17 protein-coding genes are annotated in these 20,674 nt (G+C 47.8%); 4 read left to right on the forward strand and 13 right to left on the reverse strand.

Annotated elements, in window-relative coordinates:
* Nucleotides 1-13: 13 nt before the first annotated feature.
* From PQG83_RS11345 to PQG83_RS11355, 3 genes are read right to left on the reverse strand one after another with little or no spacing between them, the layout of a single operon-like run.
* The gene (locus PQG83_RS11345) at nucleotides 14-328 is read right to left on the reverse strand and encodes a protease inhibitor I42 family protein (protein ID WP_312741014.1); all 315 of its coding nucleotides are present in this window, start codon (nucleotides 326-328) and stop codon (nucleotides 14-16) included.
* 48 nt (nucleotides 329-376) lie between these two features.
* On the reverse strand, nucleotides 377-769 hold the full coding sequence (locus tag PQG83_RS11350; protein WP_312741016.1) for a Rieske (2Fe-2S) protein: 393 nt from the start codon (nucleotides 767-769) through the stop codon (nucleotides 377-379).
* A 13-nt stretch (nucleotides 770-782) separates the two neighbouring features.
* Nucleotides 783-1,280: a DUF192 domain-containing protein gene (locus PQG83_RS11355; protein ID WP_312741018.1), complete on the reverse strand. Its 498-nt coding sequence runs from the start codon at nucleotides 1,278-1,280 to the stop codon at nucleotides 783-785.
* Between the two features lie 220 nt (nucleotides 1,281-1,500).
* On the opposite strand from PQG83_RS11355, the gene PQG83_RS11360 reads away from it, so the two are divergent.
* Nucleotides 1,501-1,833, forward strand: a complete 333-nt coding sequence (locus PQG83_RS11360; protein ID WP_312741020.1) for a hypothetical protein — start codon at nucleotides 1,501-1,503, stop codon at nucleotides 1,831-1,833.
* Between the two features lie 85 nt (nucleotides 1,834-1,918).
* Here the strand turns inward: PQG83_RS11360 and PQG83_RS11365 are convergent, their stop codons facing one another.
* The gene (locus tag PQG83_RS11365; protein WP_312741022.1) at nucleotides 1,919-2,416 is read right to left on the reverse strand and encodes a hypothetical protein; all 498 of its coding nucleotides are present in this window, start codon (nucleotides 2,414-2,416) and stop codon (nucleotides 1,919-1,921) included.
* A 635-nt stretch (nucleotides 2,417-3,051) separates the two neighbouring features.
* Nucleotides 3,052-3,690: an MBL fold metallo-hydrolase gene (locus tag PQG83_RS11370; protein ID WP_312741023.1), complete on the reverse strand. Its 639-nt coding sequence runs from the start codon at nucleotides 3,688-3,690 to the stop codon at nucleotides 3,052-3,054.
* 338 nt (nucleotides 3,691-4,028) lie between these two features.
* Between PQG83_RS11370 and PQG83_RS11375 the strand changes: the two genes are divergently transcribed.
* Nucleotides 4,029-4,787, forward strand: coding sequence for a hypothetical protein (locus tag PQG83_RS11375; protein WP_312741025.1), 759 nt, complete (start codon nucleotides 4,029-4,031; stop codon nucleotides 4,785-4,787).
* A gap of 103 nt (nucleotides 4,788-4,890) precedes the next feature.
* Here PQG83_RS11375 and PQG83_RS11380 read toward each other — a convergent pair whose 3' ends face one another.
* From PQG83_RS11380 to gltB, 3 genes are all read right to left on the reverse strand, one after another.
* Nucleotides 4,891-6,390 carry a multinuclear nonheme iron-dependent oxidase gene (locus PQG83_RS11380; protein ID WP_312741026.1) on the reverse strand — a complete coding sequence of 500 codons (1,500 nt, stop codon included), beginning with the start codon at nucleotides 6,388-6,390 and terminating at the stop codon, nucleotides 4,891-4,893.
* Between the two features lie 275 nt (nucleotides 6,391-6,665).
* The gene (locus PQG83_RS11385; RefSeq protein WP_312741027.1) at nucleotides 6,666-8,096 is read right to left on the reverse strand and encodes a glutamate synthase subunit beta; all 1,431 of its coding nucleotides are present in this window, start codon (nucleotides 8,094-8,096) and stop codon (nucleotides 6,666-6,668) included.
* Nucleotides 8,089-12,645 carry a glutamate synthase large subunit gene (gene gltB / locus PQG83_RS11390; RefSeq protein ID WP_312741028.1) on the reverse strand — a complete coding sequence of 1,519 codons (4,557 nt, stop codon included), beginning with the start codon at nucleotides 12,643-12,645 and terminating at the stop codon, nucleotides 8,089-8,091. The genes PQG83_RS11385 and gltB overlap by 8 nt, the downstream gene beginning before the upstream one ends.
* A 326-nt stretch (nucleotides 12,646-12,971) precedes the next feature.
* Between gltB and PQG83_RS11395 the strand changes: the two genes are divergently transcribed.
* Nucleotides 12,972-13,976, forward strand: a complete 1,005-nt coding sequence (locus PQG83_RS11395) for a polyprenyl synthetase family protein (RefSeq protein WP_312741029.1) — start codon at nucleotides 12,972-12,974, stop codon at nucleotides 13,974-13,976.
* A 192-nt stretch (nucleotides 13,977-14,168) separates the two neighbouring features.
* On the opposite strand, the gene PQG83_RS11400 is transcribed toward PQG83_RS11395, so the two are convergent.
* From PQG83_RS11400 to lptF, 5 genes are all read right to left on the reverse strand, one after another.
* Complete coding sequence (locus PQG83_RS11400) at nucleotides 14,169-15,122, reverse strand: hypothetical protein (RefSeq protein WP_312741030.1); 954 nt, start codon at nucleotides 15,120-15,122, stop codon at nucleotides 14,169-14,171.
* 5 nt (nucleotides 15,123-15,127) lie between these two features.
* Nucleotides 15,128-16,093 carry a diacylglycerol/lipid kinase family protein gene (locus PQG83_RS11405; protein WP_312741031.1) on the reverse strand — a complete coding sequence of 322 codons (966 nt, stop codon included), beginning with the start codon at nucleotides 16,091-16,093 and terminating at the stop codon, nucleotides 15,128-15,130.
* Nucleotides 16,094-16,200: 107 nt separating this feature from the next.
* Nucleotides 16,201-17,406, reverse strand: coding sequence for a CDP-alcohol phosphatidyltransferase family protein (locus PQG83_RS11410; RefSeq protein WP_312741032.1), 1,206 nt, complete (start codon nucleotides 17,404-17,406; stop codon nucleotides 16,201-16,203).
* 240 nt (nucleotides 17,407-17,646) lie between these two features.
* A complete protein-coding gene (gene lptG / locus PQG83_RS11415) occupies nucleotides 17,647-18,717 on the reverse strand; it encodes an LPS export ABC transporter permease LptG (RefSeq protein WP_312741033.1) in 1,071 nt (356 codons plus the stop codon).
* Between the two features lie 89 nt (nucleotides 18,718-18,806).
* Nucleotides 18,807-19,865, reverse strand: coding sequence for an LPS export ABC transporter permease LptF (gene lptF / locus PQG83_RS11420; protein ID WP_312741034.1), 1,059 nt, complete (start codon nucleotides 19,863-19,865; stop codon nucleotides 18,807-18,809).
* Nucleotides 19,866-19,924: 59 nt separating this feature from the next.
* Here lptF and PQG83_RS11425 point away from each other — a divergent pair, with 59 nt between their 5' ends.
* A complete protein-coding gene (locus PQG83_RS11425) occupies nucleotides 19,925-20,644 on the forward strand; it encodes a phosphocholine cytidylyltransferase family protein (RefSeq protein WP_312741035.1) in 720 nt (239 codons plus the stop codon).
* Nucleotides 20,645-20,674: the final 30 nt, after the last annotated feature.

A 20,674-nucleotide genomic window follows, 5' to 3' on the forward strand; every position in this document is an offset into this window, starting at 1 on the left:
GCCCTAACTTCAATCAGGAAGACAGAGGGGAGACTATGACCTTAAAAATCCGTCGATCTTCTGCGGTAAACTTCCATGCCATCCTTTTACTAAACTCCACATGATGGGTTCCGGGCTCCAGCGCCCGAAATTCAAATGATCTCCGTCCGGAATCTACCGCATTATTACTGACCGTTCGAAGAAACTCATCTCCCACTAATCCCAGCACTTTGGGGTCATAACTTGGAACCCATTGTTCCCCACGGGTCCGATCTTCCCATAAATGCACCATAAATGTGTCCGACTGGAAAACCTGAATTGCTTTCGCCTGAACTTGATCAATATTCATGCACTCACCTTGTCTAAAACTTAGCTCATGTTCCGTCTGTTAAGCTCACTATTCTCCTGTTAGCCAATCACGTTTTTTCAAACAAACAAACACATTTCCCTTATCAATCACCACATCATAGTTGACCACACAATAGCCTCCGCCATCCGGACCAAATCCCGAGCGAATGTCAAATTGCTGATGGTGCCACGGACAAGAAACCAGAAAGCCTTTCAACCGGCCCTTTCCCAACGAGGCTCCCTGGTGGGGACAGATATCATTAATAGCAAAGCAACGATCATCAACACGAAAAATAGCTACCCTTTTTCCGTCGACTTTGAATACACGTCCCTTTCCCTTTGGAATATCCTCCAGCTTCCCAACATAAACAAATCCCTCTTTTGGGCTCAGCGGTTCGCATACTCTGCAATCCCTACCATCCTCAAAATCTGAATCATTCATAGCCGGTTCTTCTCTAAGAGACCAGTAATGTAAAGGTGACCTGTTCCCCTATCTGAACTTTGGCTTGGTCCACAAACCCAGCATTGGCTTCCACAATATAGCGTGCATCTTGAGGCGGGGGCCCATACCAGGGGCATTGCCGTTCATTGCAAGGAAGGGCCTTTTCGACTATATGCACGACAATCTTGCTCTCATCAACCCAAATCACATCAACAGGAAATTGAAACTCTTTTGTCCAGACCCGGTGGAGACCGGAATTTTCAAATATATAAATCATACCCTCACCGGGAGGGAGAACATTTCTAAACGCTAATCCAAATAAAAGTTTTTCCGGTGTATCAGCAACCTCCGCTTTCAACACCCCGCCGCTTGGAAAATTTATATTGATGACTTGCGTCTGTTCCGGCGCATTAAACAATAGTGCACCGGAAATCAGAAACAACGCCATGACCAGAAGAAAGAAAATTCGCTTTTTACTTGGGACCCCTTTACCTTGCAGAAAAGATAACATTGTTATAAATATATCCTTTTTTTCTATTAAAACTTTTTGCCTCAAGCCCTGGGCATTGCCCTAGAAGCGCATTTCTATTATTTGGAGATTTGCTCAATTAACATACCCACGATAAGATATCATGTAAGTTAATATGATTTCAGCCAAAATGAAGGATGGCAAAAAGCCTTCGCACCATCTCCCCCAAGGAAAAATTTTACCTCATACCTGGAGGCCTCGTATGCGCTACCTCCCAAATTTATTGCTCACGCTTTCTCTAGTTCTCTTTTCCTCTACCAGCACCTCTGCTTACCCATCGATTTCTACGGCCATCGACCGGTTTGTCTCTAACCTCTACCCCAAGGGCAGCCATTACTTCTGGGTGATTAATAACACCACAACCGAGTCTCCGGAAGAAATGATTGTCGATCTCAACACCAGTGTCAGAAATTTACCGGAGGATGAACCGACGGAGAGTCGGTTTTTATTATTGGTTGTCGAAGGAGAACTGCTTGCGGCTCAGAAAATCCCATTAAACGCTAACGTGGATTGTCAGAGTGACGAGGAAGTGTAGTTAATAAACGAATTCAGATATAAAAAAGCCCCATCCTCTGAAATAGGATGGGGCTTTTTCATACAAAAGTACGTCCAAGCAATAGCTACTTGGTCAGAATCAATAACTGTCCACCCAAATGGGCTGCATGTAATTGACACTTGTAGTTCAATAAATTGTTCGAGGTCACATACGTGAGATCACTCATGGGAATACCGATATATTTGGTTTCCCCAGGAGCCAAAACAAGCTTAATATGCATCGACGTTGGAGCGGCAAAAGCTGAATCAGCGGAAAGCTCAAAACCATGTTCTTTGTCCATATTGTTGGTTACTTTGAACAAAATTGGTCTTCCTGCTCTCCCACCTGTTGCACCAGAAACTAGACTCAAAATGGATGTCGCGGGATACCAGACTTTCTTTCCACCAATTTCCATGGCATTAAACTCAAGATCAACATCCAATTTTGTAAACGGCTGGCCCACGACTGACCCCGTTTCAAGGTCACCAATTTCCACACCACCGGACTGTAACGCAAATGCGCCTGTACTACCGACCGCAACGAAAACCGCACTTAAAAGGACGGATAGAAGCACTCTGTGCATCGCCTACCTCCTCATGAGAAGCTGTTGATAATGAAGGTTTTACCTAAGAACGCAAGCCAATTTTCTAATTTACATGGTTTAAGTTTCAACAAGAGGGTTGGTTATAGCATATGGCATTCTTCGACGCAAGAAGGTTTTTAACATTGCGATTCCTGACAGATATAAACAAAAAAATGCTTTCTTTAATCCTCATCAGAAGAAAATTAAAGATTACTTAACCATTTTTTAAAAATTTCCTGTGATTATTAGCCTTTTCTTCCATGGTGTCTGAGTTTATGAGACAGGAGATACTTTATTAGACCATTTTCCTCTTAACTCAATTGACTGTTTGTCACCACACAGAAGAAGACCCATGACTTTGCGTGCACTGGTAATACATTTTTCGAACAGGGGGAATTGTGGAAACGAAAGATAATTTCAATTGCATCAAAAACAGATGGCCGCAATCTCCAGGCTTACCGCACAATAGGACTGAAACCGATTCTCAAATTTCTCCATTCACCTTACAGGCAATAGCCCAACATGGATGAATGTCCACTCTACAAGTAAGCCCCAAAATAAGCATCACAATACAAAGGGATGAATAGCGTCTCCTTGACTTTCTTCTGCGACAAACCCCACTCAATCGGCACTGATTATCCATGCACAAACATATTATGTTCCCGCTCCCAACCAATGGACGATTCAGGCCCATGTCCGGGTATGACGAGTGTACTTTCTTTGAGGGTGTACAAGCGTTCTCGAATCGATCGCTCAATTACCTGGCCATCTCCACCCCACAGGTCGGTTCTGCCAATTCCACCACGAAACAAGGTGTCCCCGGAGAACACCAGATTTTGGCTTTCAAAGAAAAAACATACCGACCCGGGAGTATGGCCAGGAGTATGGATCACGGTTCCTGAATAGGAACCCACACGCACATCTGATTCATCTTTAATCCAGCGGTCCGGCGGAGGAGCAGGCACATATGGGATGCTGAACATTCGGCATTGAATTTCCAGCATGTCCCAAAGATCTTGATCCTGGGAATGCAAACACAGAGGTGCCCCCGTCGCTTGCTTAATATGACCGGAGGCTAAGAAATGGTCAAAATGAGCATGCGTATGCAAAATTGACGTGACGGTGAACCCCAGGGCATCAATTTCCCCGAGTATGCGTTCAGGATTTCCTCCTGGGTCCACCACAATGGCCTGCTTCGTTTCTTTGTCACCGATAATCGAACAATTACATGAAAGTGGAGGAACAGGAAAAGTTATCCGAATGAGCTGATTCATCGCAATCTCCTTACACGACACTGAAAAGGCAGTGGATTAAACTTGAATGACACCTCTCTCGTGCAGATTTACACAATTTCCCATTGGAATTACAGACAATTCCTCTTCTTTAAAATACTCCTCAATATGAAAGTTTGAAATAAGAACAGTTTAAGCCTAAAATACCTAATAAAAGGTACCCATTTGATCCAACCACAACACAATCTTCCATACACGGATATGCTGAGCCGGTGAAAACTCAAGCATTCCAGCGCTGCCCAACATCCCAGCAGAGGCCAGATATTCTCCCCTGCCCAAGAAGCAAAGCCCTATTTATTGGCGCAGGGATGCTCATTTTTATGCTGACTGGTTGTCCCCAAAATAACTCCGGGCTCGAAGAAGAAAATATCCAGCTCAAAAAGCAGGCCAGCAAACTGGAGTCGGTTATTCATTCCCTCCAAGAGGGAAACAAAGTTATGCAGCAACAAATCGACTTGCTAAATCAAGAATCTAGAAAAACCGCAGAATCCTATGAATCTCAGCTACGAGATGCAGAAACAACCCACCAGGAACAACTTCGAGACGCACAGGCTCAAATGGCTGAATTGGCAAATAGCCCCAAAAAAGATGGAGCCAGGATTAAAACATTGGAACAAGAACACAGAAAATTGGAAGGAGAAAACAAATGGCTTAGGAGCCAACGGGACCAAATGAGGAAGACACTGACCCTCCATCAAATTGGCGGACAAAGTCAGGAGTTGCCGTTTCCCTTTTCCTCGGCTTCAGAAATCATAGAAGGCGCACTCACAAAAAATGGCTATTCAATACTTGCCAGCATGCAAACAGATCAAAAGGCCGTCTATATTACTGATCGCAAAACGTCTCTTCCTCCTTCGCTGGAACTATCAGGTTTTCGCAACCAATACCTCCTCTCGATTGAAAAAGGACCTTCCGATCATACCACTATCTGGGTCCGTGCCGAATTTGAAAAACTTTCCAAAAACGGGCAGATGTTCTCAGCCCAGCAATCTGAAATCACCGACATCGAATTGCGCCTCATTCAAGAAATCCATCAAGCCCTTTCTACCGGAGCGGCAGCCCAGGCCAAGAACTTTTAATTTCCTGACAGGCAGAAACCCTCAATCCAGCATTCAACCAATCTGCCAAACTCCTTTTATCGACCAAGTCACTGAAAGACAAAACCAATTTTACGGGGAACAGTCATGGGTCCGTCGATGGCCCCTGAGACGCGAGGAGATAGCCTTTGGCAAGAAACTCGGCTTCCTGCTTGACCAGTGAACTCGCCCCAGGAAACACCTGCACAATAAATTCCACAAATACATTAATTTTGAGCAGGAAGAAATCATATTCGGATTCAGATGTTCGAGGATGGGCAAACCAAAATTCAACGAATTGTTTCAAGGGAATCCCATATTGATCCAAAATAGCACACGCATTGGGAAACATTACCCTCACATCTCCACCCCATGAGAGAATCTCATATGGTAAATACTGTGTCGCATACACATGAAGACCCTTATTCATTTCAGCATCCCATTGGCTAGGTACCTCCAGCCGGCCACGCAGGACTTCACTGACCAAGGCCATGAATTCTCTGTATTGGCACGTTAATACATCACGAGTTTCCCGAGAAGGTTCGACGTTTTCTACTGGACAGGTTGCTGCCATCTGAAGATTTGTGGCGGGCGAAGGCACCCGGGCAGGCACATGCACAAAGGGCTCCATCATCTTCAATACCGTTTTCATTTCCCGACAAATGAGCGGTATCTGCTTATTGTCGACTTCTAAAGCGATGCCTTTGAGATTGAGTAGACGAGGTTCCCTTATCACCCGAGCCAAGAGTATAAGTAATTCGTCCGGAATGGGAGCTTCATGAGCGTCAATCCACTCAGGAGGATTCTCAAATTTTCCTGACCCCACTTGTGTAGGTATATGCGGATGGCAATCCAGACCTGCTACATGAATTTGAATCACTCTCTCCAGTGGAAATTTTTTAAGAAAATCTTCGAAAAATGATTCCAGACACTGGTTCCGCCAAGCGCCCGAATATCGATAGACCGTCCAAACATGCCCGAGATCCAAGACCAACCCACAGGGCGCTTTGTCGGTAATGTACGAGAAAAATTCTGCATACGGCATTTCACCCATCAAAAAATAGGTTAATGGTGGGCTTTCCAAAAGCAGCAATGGGGAGTTAGCCTGAGGCCCCCAAACACATTCATCAAGCTGCAACTGAAAGTTCCACGCCTGGTAAGCCGTAATGTCAGCAGAAGCTCTGGTAAAGACAGGAGGCAAATAGGTCCCAAATGAAAAACCTGCTATTTCTTTGGCCGCACATTCTTGATTGACCCAATGAGCCTGTAACATTCGAAGATTGCTGGCGATAGCCCGTAATCGGTCTTGAGAATTGTATGCGGTGTCCCAATCAGGTTGCGTGACCCATACCCCTTCGGCATGGTAAGCCAAAGGAGTGTCAGGAAGCCCAGCTCGAACCATCTCCAAAGCTTCAGAAGCCGCATGAAAAATTTCAAGATAACCGATAGGGGTTTGTTCACGTCGAAGTTCCTGATATAAATCAAAAACATCAGGAGAATACACATCCACCGATAAGCCAACACCCAGAAATGGAATCCTGCCTGCCCGCCGAAGAAACTCATCATGGACAGCCTCTCGAGTTGACGGGTCTGTTGAATAACTCAAAAGTTTCTTCATTCCAGCGACTTAAAAGGCTAGGAAGTAGTAAATTCCGAGGGGGACATTACAAAAAATGCCCGTCTGGCAAACTCAAAATTACAAGAACGAAGAGGTACAGGAAGGAGGCGTGATCACAGCGGAGTGGCGAACGCACTGGGGCTGCCATTGCTCACTACTTTTTCTTTATTGTCGGTGGCAGAAGGCTCACACCCATCACTTACATTTGACAAGAGCCTTCTAAAATCCGACGAATGCGCAAAACATCCTGGAAGGAAATGCAATCAGGACCCTCGAAAGGATTGCCCGGCTTGGAGATACCGGTGAATGCCGGCCGCAGACTTTCTTCCTTCTGCAATTGCCCAGACAATCAGTGACGCACCGCGCTTCGTGTCTCCGGTAGCAAACACCCCATCCACACTAGTCATAAAGTGTTCATCAACGGCTACATTCCCTCGGGGATCATATTGAAGCCCAAAAGAATCCAGTAGGCCGTTCTTCACCGGCCCGATAAATCCCATTGCCAACAACACCAGGTCAACATCCATCTTGATCTCGGACCCCGGCACAGGAACCACCTTCCCGTTCTCAAAATTCACACGGGTCGCATGCAAACTAGTCACATGTCCGTTTTCCCCTGAAAATTTTGTGGTGGCAATACTCCATTCACGATCACACCCTTCCTCGTGGGCATGAGATGTTCGTAATTGCATCGGCCATAAGGGCCATGGTGTCGACACAGCCCGAGCCGGTGGCGGTTGGGGTAGCAACTCGAATTGATGGGCTTCCAGACACCCTTGACGATGAGCCGTTCCCAGACAATCTGATCCGGTATCACCACCACCAATAATGACCACCCGTTTGCCCTGAGCCGATATGTGCTCTCCAGGAACGGGATCCCCGGCCACTCGCTTATTCTGCTGGGTCAGATAGTCCATGGCGAGATGAACGCCTTTAAGATCTCTCCCTGGAACCGGCAATTCTCTGGGTTGCTCGGCTCCCATAGCAAGTAATACCGCATCATAATCATGACGGAGGTCCTGAACGGTGGCGTCCACACCCACACACACGCCAGTCTGAAAGTTTACACCCTCTTTTCGCATTTGCTCCAAACGACGGTCTAATACCCACTTCTCCATTTTGAAATCCGGGATTCCATAGCGAAGCAAGCCTCCAATCCGATCAGCCTTCTCCAAAACTGTCACTTCATGCCCCGTCCGGGCTAATTGTTGTGCCGCGGCCAATCCTGCTGGACCCGACCCGATAATCGCAACGCGCTTCCCGGAAGAGCCAACCGGTACCACCGGTTCGACCCAACCTTCCTCAAATCCTTTATCAATAATATTCCATTCAATGACACGAATGGAGACCGGATCGCTATTAATGCCCAACACACAGGCCGATTCGCATGGAGCTGGACATAGGCGCCCGGTGAACTCAGGAAAGTTATTGGTCGCATGAAGCGCTTTGAGAGCGTCTTTCCATCGTCCGCGATGCACGAGATCATTCCATTCCGGGATCAAATTCTCCACAGGACAGCCGGCGGGACTTTGACAAAATGGCACCCCACAGTCCATACAGCGGGCCCCTTGAACTTTTAACTTTTCGTCGGGAAATGGGTCATAAAATTCCTTCCAATCCAACACCCGCTGCCCAACCGGCCGTCGTTGAGGCCCTTCCCTTTTATATTTCAAAAACCCACGAGGATCAGCCACGGCTCACCGCCTCACGTTTCCGTTGAGCATGCTCTTTGGCCAAAGCCGTTTTCCGGTCCTGCAGCACTCGCTTGTAATCACTCGGCATGACTTTGACAAATTTCGGCAACATCTTCTCCCACGATTCCAGAACCCGCTTGGCATTGACACTTTGTGTGTAGCGAAAATGGGCCTCAATCATCGCACGAAGGGTCTGTTGATCTTCGGAGGACACGACAGGCTCTAATTCCACCATGCCCATATTGCAACGTGCAGGGAATTGTCCATCCTCATCTAAGACATAAGCGTCTCCTCCGGACATCCCTGCGGCAAAATTTCGCCCCGTCTTCCCCAAAACCACCACCACCCCCCCGGTCATATATTCACACCCATGATCGCCGGTTCCATCAATAACAGCCCGTGCGCCACTATTCCGAACAGCAAACCGTTCTCCCGCAATGCCATAAAAATACCCTTCACCACCAGTCGCCCCATATAAGGACGTGTTCCCGATCAAAATCGTGTCTTCCGGCAAATACGTCACCCCTTGCGGGGGAACTACAATAATTGTTCCTCCAGAGAGACCCTTTCCCAAATAGTCATTCGATTCACCTTCCAGAGTCAGCGTAATACCCTTCGACAAAAATGCTCCAAAGGATTGTCCGGCCGATCCGGTAAATTTAATCCGAATCGTGTCGGGAGGAAGCCCTTCCGGCCCATACCGGCGTGCAATGTGGCTTGACAGAACAGTACCGGTGGTCCGATTCACATTTCGTATAGGCAGATCCAGCGAAACAGGTTCACCCCGGTCAATGGCAGATTGACACAATTCTACCAATTGATTATCTAAAATTTCTTTCAGACCGTGATCTTGTGCTTGCACACAGGAGGTGGCCACTTCAGGTCCGACATCCGGCTTCACTAATAACGGAGATAAATCCAATCCTTTGGCTTTCCAATGATCGATAGCTTTTTGCACTTTGAGCTTATCAACCCGTCCGATCATCTCGCGCATGGTCCTGAATCCGAGTTTTGCCATCAGGGAACGGATCTCTTCCGCCACAAACATAAAGAAGTTCACAACATGCTCTGGTTTTCCCGTAAATTGTTTTCGTAACTCCCCATCTTGGGTGGCCACTCCTACCGGACAGGTATTGAGGTGGCATTTCCTCATCATGATGCATCCCTCCACAATGAGGGGGGCGGTGGAAAAACCGAACTCTTCCGCTCCCAAAAGGGTTGCAATGACCACATCACGGCCAGTTTTCATTTGGCCGTCGGTTTCTACTCGAATTCGTCCACGCAGGTTATTGAGCACAAGAGTCTGATGGGTTTCCGCCAGACCTAATTCCCAGGGGACTCCCGCGTACTTAATGGACGATAAGGGAGACGCTCCCGTTCCTCCGGAATCTCCACTTATGAGAACTTTATCGGCATGTGCCTTTGCCACGCCTGCAGCCACGGTTCCAACTCCGACCTCGGCCACCAGTTTCACGGAAATCGCGGCTTCAGGATTGGAATTTTTAAGGTCGAAAATGAGTTGTTTCAGATCTTCGATAGAATAAATATCATGATGAGGGGGAGGAGAGATCAGTTGCACTCCCGGCGTGGAATAGCGAAGTTTGGCAATAAATTCATCGACTTTGTGGCCCGGCAATTGCCCGCCTTCGCCGGGCTTGGCACCCTGGGCCATTTTGATTTGCAACTCCTTGGCATTCACCAGGTAATGCGCCGTTACCCCAAAACGACCCGATGCCACTTGCTTAATATAAGAATTTTTGGAATCGCCGTTCGGCAAAGGTGTAAATCGCTCCGGATCCTCACCACCCTCGCCGGTGTTGCTTTTAGCGCCTATGCGATTCATGGCAATGGCCAACGTCTCATGCGCTTCTTTGCTGATTGCCCCAAACGACATGGCACCGGTCGTAAATCGCTTCACAATTTCGCTGGCAGGCTCCACCTCTTCAAGAGCGACCGGTTCGCCCGCCCAGCTAAACTCAAACAGTCCGCGAAGATTGGAGCGCCGTTGATCCTCTTTATTCACCAGGGCTGAAAAATCCGCATAGGCTTTGGCATCATTCGCACGCGAGGCATGCTGAAGTTTGTAAATGGTTTCAGGATTCCAATTATGGTGCTCTCCCTGAATCCGGTAATGAATCTCGCCACCAAAATCTAGTTGCCGCATGGGGACCGGACGATAAGCCAGCGCATGTCGGCGCAAGGTCTCTTCCCCCACCTCACTGAGACCAATTCCTTCGATCCGTGAAGCCGTTCCGGTAAAGAACCGATCAATCAGTTCGCTATTCAGGCCAATGGCCTCAAAAATTTGGGCTCCACAATAGGACTGGACTGTGGAGATTCCCATCTTCGAGAATATCTTCAACAATCCTTTATTGACGGCCTTAATGAACTTTGATTCGGCGGTTGCCGCATCCACGCTTTCAGGAAAATACCCTTCCCGTTCCATATCCACGAGGGACTCAAATACCAAATACGGATTGATGGCCCCGGCTCCATAACCGATAAGACAGGCGAAATGATGCACATCACGCGGTTCACCTGTTTCCAGAATCAGCCCGACCTCCGTCCGGGTTTCTTCTCGAACCAGATGATGATGCACAGCTGAAACACCTAAGAGACTAGGAATGGGCGCCCACTCGGCATTAACGCCTCTATCGCTCAAAATAAGAAACTTTTCGCCATCCTTTATGGCTTTCGAGGCTTGCTGGCATAATTGATCAAGCGCGGCCGCCATGCCCTCAGGTCCTTCCGAAACTTTAAAAAGCAAGGACAGGGTCTTACTTTTAAAGTGAGGATCCCCAATCATGCGAATCTTTTGCAGATCAACATTGCTAAGGATCGGTTGCTGCAATTTGATCCTTCGGCATGCCTCTGGAATCTCTGCAATGACATTCGGTTTCGGCCCGATGTTGGTGACAAGAGACATCACCAGATGCTCACGGATCGGGTCGATAGGAGGATTCGTCACTTGCGCAAACAATTGTTTGAAGTATTTAAAAAGAAGTTGCGGCCGTTCGGACAACACGGCTAAAGGGGTATCCGTTCCCATTGAAGAAATAGGCTCTTCACCCGTGACTGCCATTGGGATCAACACCATTTTCAACTCTTCCACGGTGAACCCGAAGGCTTGTTGACGTTGGCGCAGCGTCGGGTGATCGGGTTGCGGCACATTGAGTGGCTCAGGCAGTTCATCTAAGGACACCCGATATTGCGTGAGCCATTGTCGATAGGGCTTACGTTTGGTGATATCGGCTTTAATTTCCTCGTCGTCAAGAATACGTCCTTGGACGGTATCCACGACAAACATGCGACCCGGTTGCAGACGTCCCTTCATGCGAATGGTCTTAGGATCCGCCGGAAGCACTCCCGCCTCTGAAGCCAACACCACGACATCATCCTTGGTGATTTGATAACGACAGGGACGCAGACCATTCCGATCCAAGGTGGCACCCACGAGCTTTCCATCCGTAAAGCACACCGCCGCGGGTCCATCCCACGGTTCCATCACCGCCGCGTGATATTCATAAAACCCTCGCCGGTCAAAATCCATTTGCGGATTTCCCACCCACGGTTCCGGAATCAGCATCATCATGGCATGGGGCAAGGACCGGCCGGCCAATACCAAAAATTCTATGGCGTTATCCAAACAGGCCGAATCGCTTTGCGTGGAATCATCAATGATGGGAAATAACTTTTTGAGATCATCCCCGAACAGATCAGAGGCAAGCCTCCCCTGCCGGGCCCGCATCCAATTGACATTCCCTTTCAAGGTATTAATTTCGCCGTTATGGACGGAGTAGCGGTAGGGATGGGCTAAGGCCCAAGTCGGAAACGTGTTTGTACTAAAGCGAGAATGCACCAGGGCCAACGCCGAGGTAAATGTGGGATCCGCAAGATCGGGATAAAACAGTGCAACCTGTTCCGGCAACAGCATCCCCTTATAGACAATCGTGTTTCCGGACAAACTGGATATATAAACCCATTCCTTCCCAGGGAGAGCTGATTCGCGAATGGCACGTGTTATTCGTTTACGAATGACATACAGCTTACGTTCAAACTGCATGGGATTCAGTAATTCACGTGCCACGAAAAACTGTCGAATGACGGGCATCGTTTGTCGAGCCTGATCTCCTATTTGATCCTCTTTGGCCGGTACATCCCGCCACCCTAAAAAATGTTGGCCTTCTTCACGTACGATCGCTTCAAAGATGGCTTCGCACTGTTGCCTGGTCCTGGCATCCTGCGGCAAAAACACCATGCCGACCCCATAGGCTCCGGCTACAGGAAGGTCGACACCCGTTTCGGCGGCAACCCGATGAAAAAACTCGTGGGGGATCTGGGAGAGAATTCCTGCTCCATCACCGGTAGATGGGTCACACCCTTGTGCTCCCCGATGAGTGAGATTTTTATTGACCTCAAGACCCTTCTCTATGATGTCATGTGATTTTTGCCCCTTCATATGGGCCACAAACCCGATTCCACAGCCATCATGCTCATTTCCGGGATGGTAGAGGCCTTGCACTGAAGGAAATCCAGGGAGATTCCACACTGGTTGATTAGTCTCCTGTTTCACGTTTCACCTAAAATGTTGTTGGCCATCATTAAAAAGGAGATTAAGGCACGTTCCCCTTAATAAAGTCTCTATGGGCCATGGTGTCGTTGTGTGGTCCCGGAGAGCGACGGAAGAAAAGGGAAGTCTAAATCAAAATTGTAAACGATAACATTAATGGATGGTCAAAAAATCTGTCAAGACGATCCCTTTTCCGGTACGCAATATTTCCCTCACATACATGCGGGTTTTCAAAAAAAAGCTGATTGATTTCCAAGCTATGGTTCAGCTTGACAATCCACAGACGACTCCCTAGTATCGCCGCCATGCATCAGGAACCAGCCCTTAGAGACCTGGAGTCCATGGAGGATGTGTGGGAAGCCTTCCGGCCGGACCTCATTGAGGTTGAAAGCCAAATTTCCACACACCTTGAATCGCATGCCCCGCTTATCAATACTGTCGCTGGGCACATCTTTGCCAGCGGAGGAAAACGCATCCGCCCCCTGCTCCTGATTCTCTGTGCCCGACTCTGTGGATTTCTTCAAAAAGATTTTTTGTTGCTGGGCAGTCTCGTCGAATTTATCCATACGGCCACGTTATTACATGACGATGTGTTAGACGAAGCCGATCTGAGACGGGGACAACCCACTGCGAGAAAAATCTGGGGCAATCAAGCCAGTATTCTGGTGGGGGATTATTTATATTCCCAGGCCATGGCCCTGATTGCCACTTTTCACAACCATGGCATCAACGAAGCCTTAGCCGATGCCTGCCGAAAAATGGCAGAAGGGGAAGTTCTTCAACTCTGCGCCAACAGTCAACCGCACCTGTCTGAGGCCGCCTATCTTAAAATTGTCGAATATAAAACTGCTGCCCTGGTCGCTGCCTCCTGTAAGGTCGGAGCGATCGTGGGAGGTGCCTCGATAGAAGAACAAGCCGCCCTCTATCGGTTTGGTTATCATCTTGGAATGGCATTCCAATTGGCTGACGATCGCTTGGATTATTCCGCAGACGGCGCAAAGCTCGGCAAAGCCCTTGGTCAGGATATTCGCCAGGGCATGATTACCATTCCCCTACTTCATCTTCTCCAGACGTGTTCCCCTCAAGACAACCAATGGATCACCGAAAAAATCTTGGCACATGCCATTGAGGATGAGGACGTCGCGAAAATCATCCAATTAATGCAGAAACAAGGCTCTCTGTCCTACTCCACTGCCAGAGCTCGGGAATACGTAGAAGCCGCGGCCCTGGATCTTGAACCATTCCCCGCCTGCATGGCCAAACGCTCTCTCTCCATCACCGCCTGCTACATGGTCAACCGGGACCAATAGCATCACTCCCTGGCATTCCCGTCGTTTGTTTTAAGACAACACGTTTTACTTGTTTATTAAATAACCATGTCCAAGCGATTTTTAATGTTGCCTGGTTTCGCCCCGGCAAGCGAGTCTTTACACTCTTCACAACCCTTTCATTCCAAGGCTAGGGAGTCTTGAAACTTCTAAGTTGGAAGTTAAACGCTCTCTTTATCGGAAGGCCCCTTGGCGATAGAGACGCCAAAACGTGGTGAGCCCGGCCCAAATGGGATGTCGCCGCTGGGCGGGAGTCAATTCGATTTTCACTCCCGAATGCCGCTCGATTTTCCAGATGAGGTAGTCCGCCCCTCCTTGGAACGTAAAGGCGGCTTTCATAAGCCGCAAAACAGATAACATCTTCCCCTGCACTTTTCGAACAGCCCAGGCTAAGCGATTCTTGATATATTCCCACCTGGAATAATTCATCTCATACATAGTTATGTCATCCCGCTGATTGACCTTGATTTTTGGGAAATGTCCCAAAAAGGTCGCATGGGCGACTTGTTCATAATAAGCGTGGTTACTATCCCACAATGTTGCAATTCGGCCTTTTGATTCGGCACGCAATTCGGCGCCATAACTGAGGGCCAAACCAATACTCCATATATCTTTGGCAGAAAATTGTTGGGGCATTCGCGGAACCACGTTCCCCAAAAAGGTTAAAACCGCTCTGCCCAGCCCTAAGATAATCCGTTGATTCATCGCTTGGCTCGGACAGGCCATCACGGCCGTCGGCTGTGCGAAGCGCCCCCAAAAGTATGAATGAAACCACTTTGGAGTCACACTTCGCTCAAAATCTTCTAACGAGAGCACAGCATACTTCATACGAACGATTCGCCCTTCCAGGTTCACTTCTCCATAGAACACATTAGGTGGGAGCCAACGATTGAGGAGGGCTAACCAAATAGACGGGTAAACCGAGGCATACTGATCCACAATGACATAACAATCCACTAATCCGTCTTGATCCGTTCCCGCCCGCAAGCATGAGCCATACAATAGGATTCCTTGAACCGCTTGTCCGTATTTTTTAGCCAGAAAATTTCCCGCTGCTTGAATGGACGCAGGAATGGGTTGAGCGCTCGGTTGGCTAACGATTTCGAGGACTGATAGAGAACCGTCCATCACAGTTATTCAGTTTTCAAACGGACAAATGACAGCTCGCCGGGAGAATCCAGCGTTAGAGGCTCTTCGGGCATGGAAGAGGCGTACACTTCGCCATCCAAGACGAATCCACTGTTAAACACCAAGCGAAGCTCTGAGAGGTTTTCGCTGTCATAGCCATGCTCTGTCGTTGCTAAAGGATGCGTCGTTCCACGAAACAAGGTTGGTAAGGCACGCCACAAGTAGCGGTACGGTACTCGAAGACTCGTATAGCGTAAAGGCCAGGATTGCTTGCCCCAAAACGGCTTCATCCCTAAAAATAAGCGGTTCAAGGTGGTGACCAACAAGACCAAATACTCATGCTGGAGAGGTGCTGATTCTCCAGTTGCTACACCCACCGCGATCGGATTCAATCCTTTTCGGGACCCGGTGGCCAACGCCAATAAAAATTTCAACAGAATCAGCCCTGCTCCCCATTCCCCTAACCGGCCTATCGACTGTTTGGTTTCGAGGCCTAGTTGGGTCCCATGATAAATTGCTCCGGCCCCGAAAAACATTCCATGCAGGGGCTCGCGGTTTTCTGGAAATCGAATACGAAGAACCGGTCGTGTTTCAAAAGATAATCTCGGAGTCATGGCTTCGGCCTGAACCAACAATTGGTCCAGCGTATTAGACTCAAATTTCCCCAAACCCACATCCCCCGCAATCAAATTGGCCGTCCCTGCGGGCAACACAGCCAACCGGGGCATGACAGCAAAAGGACGATGATGAAACAAAGCCCCCATGGTGGCTTGAATCGTCCCATCCCCTCCATTGACGACCACACAATCAACCTGACGGTCAGCAAACGTCTTCAGAGATTCTAGGATATCCGCAGGCGTGTTGACCTCAGCCCGCTGCATTTCTGGATATTTGGTGTAAATTTTTTGGAAAAGGTCCGGCTTCCGCCTATTACGACCACTCAACGAATTATGAAGGATCCCCACATGCATCGTAGACCAGTCCAACCGACCTCAAGCGACGGCAAAGGTGAAATAGGAATCATTGACATTAGGGAATACGGGCAAGACGTAAAAATGTGTACAGTCCACCTGAAAGATCATTTGATCGTGACCGGAGGATTGGTAAACATTCTCACCGCCAGGGAATTTCGATTGACTGGATCGATCTCAGCCAACCAGGAAGTGAGGCCACCCATCCTGGCTTTCCCCCAACCAGCCATAAGAAGTCTCGCGATTAAAATCAGGGTAGAGCCCACTGTCCAAATGGCCACAGCCTCCAAGCCCAAATCGGGACGCCCAAAAAGAAGACTGGCCGTTAAGAGAATGAGATTAGGATTACGCCGAGCCGTGACAAGCCTGAAATAAGAATCCAAGGGTTTCCAACAAAAGATGACAAATCCCCCTAACCACCATTGAAAAATTCCTTCAACCATGCGTCCCAACACATATCCGATCAAAATGATTCCAATGGTGGTTTCCACCGTCAACCAGGAGAGCAAAGGGGCAAATGCGGTGAGACCCACTCCCCAAGCTAAATACCAAAATGGAGGGTGAATTAAATCAATGCCATGATCAAAAATATTCCCCCATTTACTGGAGGTCACCGTTACTCGAGCTAATTTTCCGTCCACCGTATCGAGAAACGTCATGATCCAGCCCAGGACAAGTCCCCAAAAAAACTGCCCAAAAGTGAACAACACGCCTGCTGCAATAACAAGTACTAAGCTCAGCGATGTCACCTGATTAGGCGAAATCCCCCAAAGCGCACAAAGCCGGGTGGCCCATTTGGCCGGAACGGGCCAAAGAAACTTCGTCACCAGATCAGTGACGCCTTTATACGATCCCGTAAATAAATGTTCTTCCAATGCCACCCGGTTACTTTCGCGAATGGGGAACACATAGGGATGATCAGTTTTTCGCAATTCGTTGGAAAAGGAAGTTGAAAGATCCTGCAATGTCACAGATTGTAGGTTTGCCACATTTCGTGTGTGTTCTCGTTGTATCCCATCACACGTTGCGGAAGCCAAAGAGGAATCCACATGAGCCACAACCGGGCATAACCCGGCTTGAGTCTCAACTTCCAGAACAACATTGGGTTGCTTCAAGAGAAAGGAGAATATTCGCGCATCAAATAAATAATCCCCTCTAATAATCAGAAGCGAATGATCGGATGGGAGTTCGTTGAGATTATTGAGAAAACTGCCAACCCCCAATCGACTTAACATACGTTGATACCGGATACGAGAGGTCAAATTCCACAAACGGATATTCGGATCATTGATAATATATGCGGACACAGTCATTGAACTACCACGCCTTATTCCCCTTACACATTAAAGAAAAATAGTCGACCGACTCTCACATAATAACTGACGGTTACAAATATGATTGGGACATATTCCCGTCTATGAGTGCAATCGGCATTCATTCCAACAAATCCCTCCGACATATGCTTGAATTGGTTTGCAACATTGCTTATTACCCACAGAGTTCGAAATAGCGGTTGATCATGCCCGATCTCTATGCCTACTTTCCACTGTTTTTCAATTGAGATAACGCCGCCACAACACAAACGTGACAAGAGACAACAGGAGGAAGGGAGCGGCCGTGGTTAATAGAGGAGAGGCTCCGAACAGAATGCCAACATGCTTAAAAATTTCCGTCATCAAATAATATCCCAGACCGACCAGGGATCCAATGAATACTCTTTTCCCTGCTGCAGACGTTCGCAAGGGACCGAACACAAACGGGATGGCCACCAGAATCATAAGCCCGGTATTCAAAGGCATAAAAATTTTGTCCCAAAAGCTTAACTCATATCTCAGAAAATTTTGTTTTTTTCGTTTTAAGATTTTCATGTATTGGTAAAGCTCGGAAGGGGCCAATGTGGAAGAAGGAAGGGTCAATAACCGGACTTCATTCTGTTTAAGCGGAGAGTCCCATTCCAGACTCTCCATCTGCTCCTGGGAAACACTATATCCGTGAATGACCTGCTTTTTAATATTTTTTAGAGTCCATTTCTGAGGATTGACAATTTCTGCCTCTTGAGCATGCATATAGAAATCCAATTGTCCGGCATCATCAAATTCAAAAATATCAAGGCCTTGTGGACTCTCTCCGTAGCGAATCTGATGAATTCTAATAAAGCGCCTTCCCTCACGAAACCAGAAACCCTGTTTTCCCTTATAGGCCCCTGAATCCGACAATGCCATTGATCGCTTAAAATAGGCCTCTTGATCCAGGGGGGGATTGACCACCTCTTCAAGGAAGGCCACGAGTAAAATAAAACATACCCCAACCTGCATCACTGACCAGGCTATTTGGTAGGGAGAAACTCCAGCGGCCTGAATCGCGATGAGTTCCCGGCCATTGGCAAGGCTACCCAGGGCCATAATACTCCCTAACAACGCCACAAACGGGGCTAGAAACACCAACCGGGTTGGCAGGGTCAGCATTAAAAACTCACCAGCGCTCCAAAAGGTATAGCGCCCCTTACCCACGTCATCCAGCTCTTCAACAAATACGATTAAACTGAAGACCGCTAAAAATATGGCCAGCACAGGGAAATACCCTTTCAGTAAACTGACCGCCAGATACCGATTGAGAATTTTCATGAAATTGTCGTAAAACCCGCCAGATACGCCATTTCCTACTTACGGCCTCTGTTCAGAAAATATCGTGAGAGAGATGAAACCGGGATCTTTTAGGACATGCCTCGGGTGAATCGTGAGGGGGCCAACCAATATGCCAATAAGGCTCCCAAGACAATAACAATCCACCAAAGCCCCGGAATAATGGGGAGTATGCCCTGATCAACAAGATTTCTCACCATCAGCCCCGTAAAGTAATAGACTGAAAAAATTACCGTCGCTGTGAAAATTTTGGCGTATTTGCCCTGCCTCGGTGAAGCACGACTCAACGGCACTCCCAGCAGCCCCATGAGAATAGCCGAAAAAGGCGCTAAAAACCTCCATTGCAGTTCTGTGATATCCTTGCGAGAATCAGATTTCATTAAATTTTGTGTGGATTCGGCCTTGCGTTTATATTCCGCCACAAGCTCCCGAGGATAAATCGCCATCCGTGAAAAACTAGAAATGTGCTTGATCTCCCCCTCCCTTGTCAGTTTATATTCGAATCCATCAAAGAGAACAGGAATCGAGATGCCACTTTGGGGATCAAGTTGCTCTTGAGCTGTCTTTGCTGAAAAGACTTGTAACGTCTCTCCATGTTCACTTTGAACAAACACCTCACTTAATTTTTGGTGACGTTCATCAATATCCTCTGCGAAAAAAACCAAGGATCCATTACGTCGTTCATAAAAATGTCCGGCATCCAAATTGCTCAAACGAAATCCAGCCTCTCCTTCATCTTTTAATCGATAGATTTCTTCATAGGCCAATGGACGCAGATATAAAGAAAAGATGCTGACAAGGACAGCCACCAAACAGGAAAGGGAAAAAACCGTAAAGAGGATCCGATATGGGTTAACACCACACGCCATAAAGGCTTTCATTTCAGAGTCGGTGTATAATCGGCCAAACCCCAAAATAACGCCGAAATACAACGAAATGGGAATGAGGACTTCAAGCGCGATTCCCACTTTTAACGCAATTAACGTGAGAATCATATTTGCCGGCAACAGGGCATTGACGGCTTTGGCTAAAAATGTGACCCAACTATATCCGGCAAATAACGCCACTAAAAGTCCACAGACCACGGCTGATGGCTTCAGGACTTCGAGAATTAAATATTTGACTAACATCAAACGATCCTCAGGCCAACGGTACACATGGAATATCTCATATTAGGAGACTTGCAACGATGAAAGCCGTAATATTAAGTGCCGGCCAGGGAAAACGGTTACTCCCGCACACAGCCGATAAACCCAAATGTACCGTTCCTGTCAATGGACTACCCATTGTGAAACGGCAAATCCAAGCACTCCTTCGCGCGGGAATCGATTCCATTCACATTGTGGTCGGGTTTGGGGCTGAAAAGGTTGAAGCTCTTCTAACCGAAGAAATTGCCTCTGGCTCTGTCCGCACCATCTATAATCCATTTTTTGCGATGGCAGATAATTTGATGAGCTGTTGGGCGGCTCGGAACGACATGAGTCAGGATTTCCTCTTAATAAATGGGGATACCCTATTTGAATCAGCCGTTCTTGATGGTCTGTTGCAGGCTCCCTCTACTCCCATCACCTTAGTGACCGATGAGAAAATGCACTACGATGCTGACGACATGAAAGTCATCGTACGTGGCTCACAATTGGATCGAATTGGCAAAACCCTGACCATCGAACAGGTGAACGGAGAGTCCATCGGCATGATACGATTTCAGGGCAATGGACCTAAAATCTTTCTTTCCACGTTAGACCAACGCATTCGCAAACCCGAGGCGCTCAAGCAATGGTATTTATCACTCATCGACGAATTAGCCCAACAGGGTCATGTGTCGACCTTTTGCATCAAAGGGTTGAAGTGGGCTGAGATCGACAATCCTTCTGATTTAGAACAAGCGGAGCGTCTATTTAAAAATTAGCAATCACGAACAGCCCTTTCATTGATTGCT

The organism is Candidatus Nitrospira neomarina, from assembly GCF_032051675.1.
In the GTDB taxonomy this organism is placed as follows: Bacteria; Nitrospirota; Nitrospiria; order Nitrospirales; family UBA8639; genus Nitrospira_E; species Nitrospira_E neomarina.

What these genes read in the sequence shown, in the direction of transcription:
- PQG83_RS11345 (WP_312741014.1), bottom strand. Translation starts at nt 328, where the DNA reads ATGAATATTGATCAAGTTCAGGCGAAAGCAATTCAGGTTTTCCAGTCG.
- PQG83_RS11350 (WP_312741016.1), bottom strand. Translation starts at nt 769, where the DNA reads ATGAATGATTCAGATTTTGAGGATGGTAGGGATTGCAGAGTATGCGAA.
- PQG83_RS11355 (WP_312741018.1), bottom strand. Translation starts at nt 1,280, where the DNA reads ATGTTATCTTTTCTGCAAGGTAAAGGGGTCCCAAGTAAAAAGCGAATT.
- PQG83_RS11360 (WP_312741020.1), top strand. Translation starts at nt 1,501, where the DNA reads ATGCGCTACCTCCCAAATTTATTGCTCACGCTTTCTCTAGTTCTCTTT.
- PQG83_RS11365 (WP_312741022.1), bottom strand. Translation starts at nt 2,416, where the DNA reads ATGCACAGAGTGCTTCTATCCGTCCTTTTAAGTGCGGTTTTCGTTGCG.
- PQG83_RS11370 (WP_312741023.1), bottom strand. Translation starts at nt 3,690, where the DNA reads ATGAATCAGCTCATTCGGATAACTTTTCCTGTTCCTCCACTTTCATGT.
- PQG83_RS11375 (WP_312741025.1), top strand. Translation starts at nt 4,029, where the DNA reads ATGCTGACTGGTTGTCCCCAAAATAACTCCGGGCTCGAAGAAGAAAAT.
- PQG83_RS11395 (WP_312741029.1), top strand. Translation starts at nt 12,972, where the DNA reads ATGCATCAGGAACCAGCCCTTAGAGACCTGGAGTCCATGGAGGATGTG.
- PQG83_RS11400 (WP_312741030.1), bottom strand. Translation starts at nt 15,122, where the DNA reads ATGGACGGTTCTCTATCAGTCCTCGAAATCGTTAGCCAACCGAGCGCT.
- PQG83_RS11405 (WP_312741031.1), bottom strand. Translation starts at nt 16,093, where the DNA reads ATGCATGTGGGGATCCTTCATAATTCGTTGAGTGGTCGTAATAGGCGG.
- PQG83_RS11410 (WP_312741032.1), bottom strand. Translation starts at nt 17,406, where the DNA reads ATGACTGTGTCCGCATATATTATCAATGATCCGAATATCCGTTTGTGG.
- lptG (WP_312741033.1), bottom strand. Translation starts at nt 18,717, where the DNA reads ATGAAAATTCTCAATCGGTATCTGGCGGTCAGTTTACTGAAAGGGTAT.
- lptF (WP_312741034.1), bottom strand. Translation starts at nt 19,865, where the DNA reads ATGTTAGTCAAATATTTAATTCTCGAAGTCCTGAAGCCATCAGCCGTG.
- PQG83_RS11425 (WP_312741035.1), top strand. Translation starts at nt 19,925, where the DNA reads ATGAAAGCCGTAATATTAAGTGCCGGCCAGGGAAAACGGTTACTCCCG.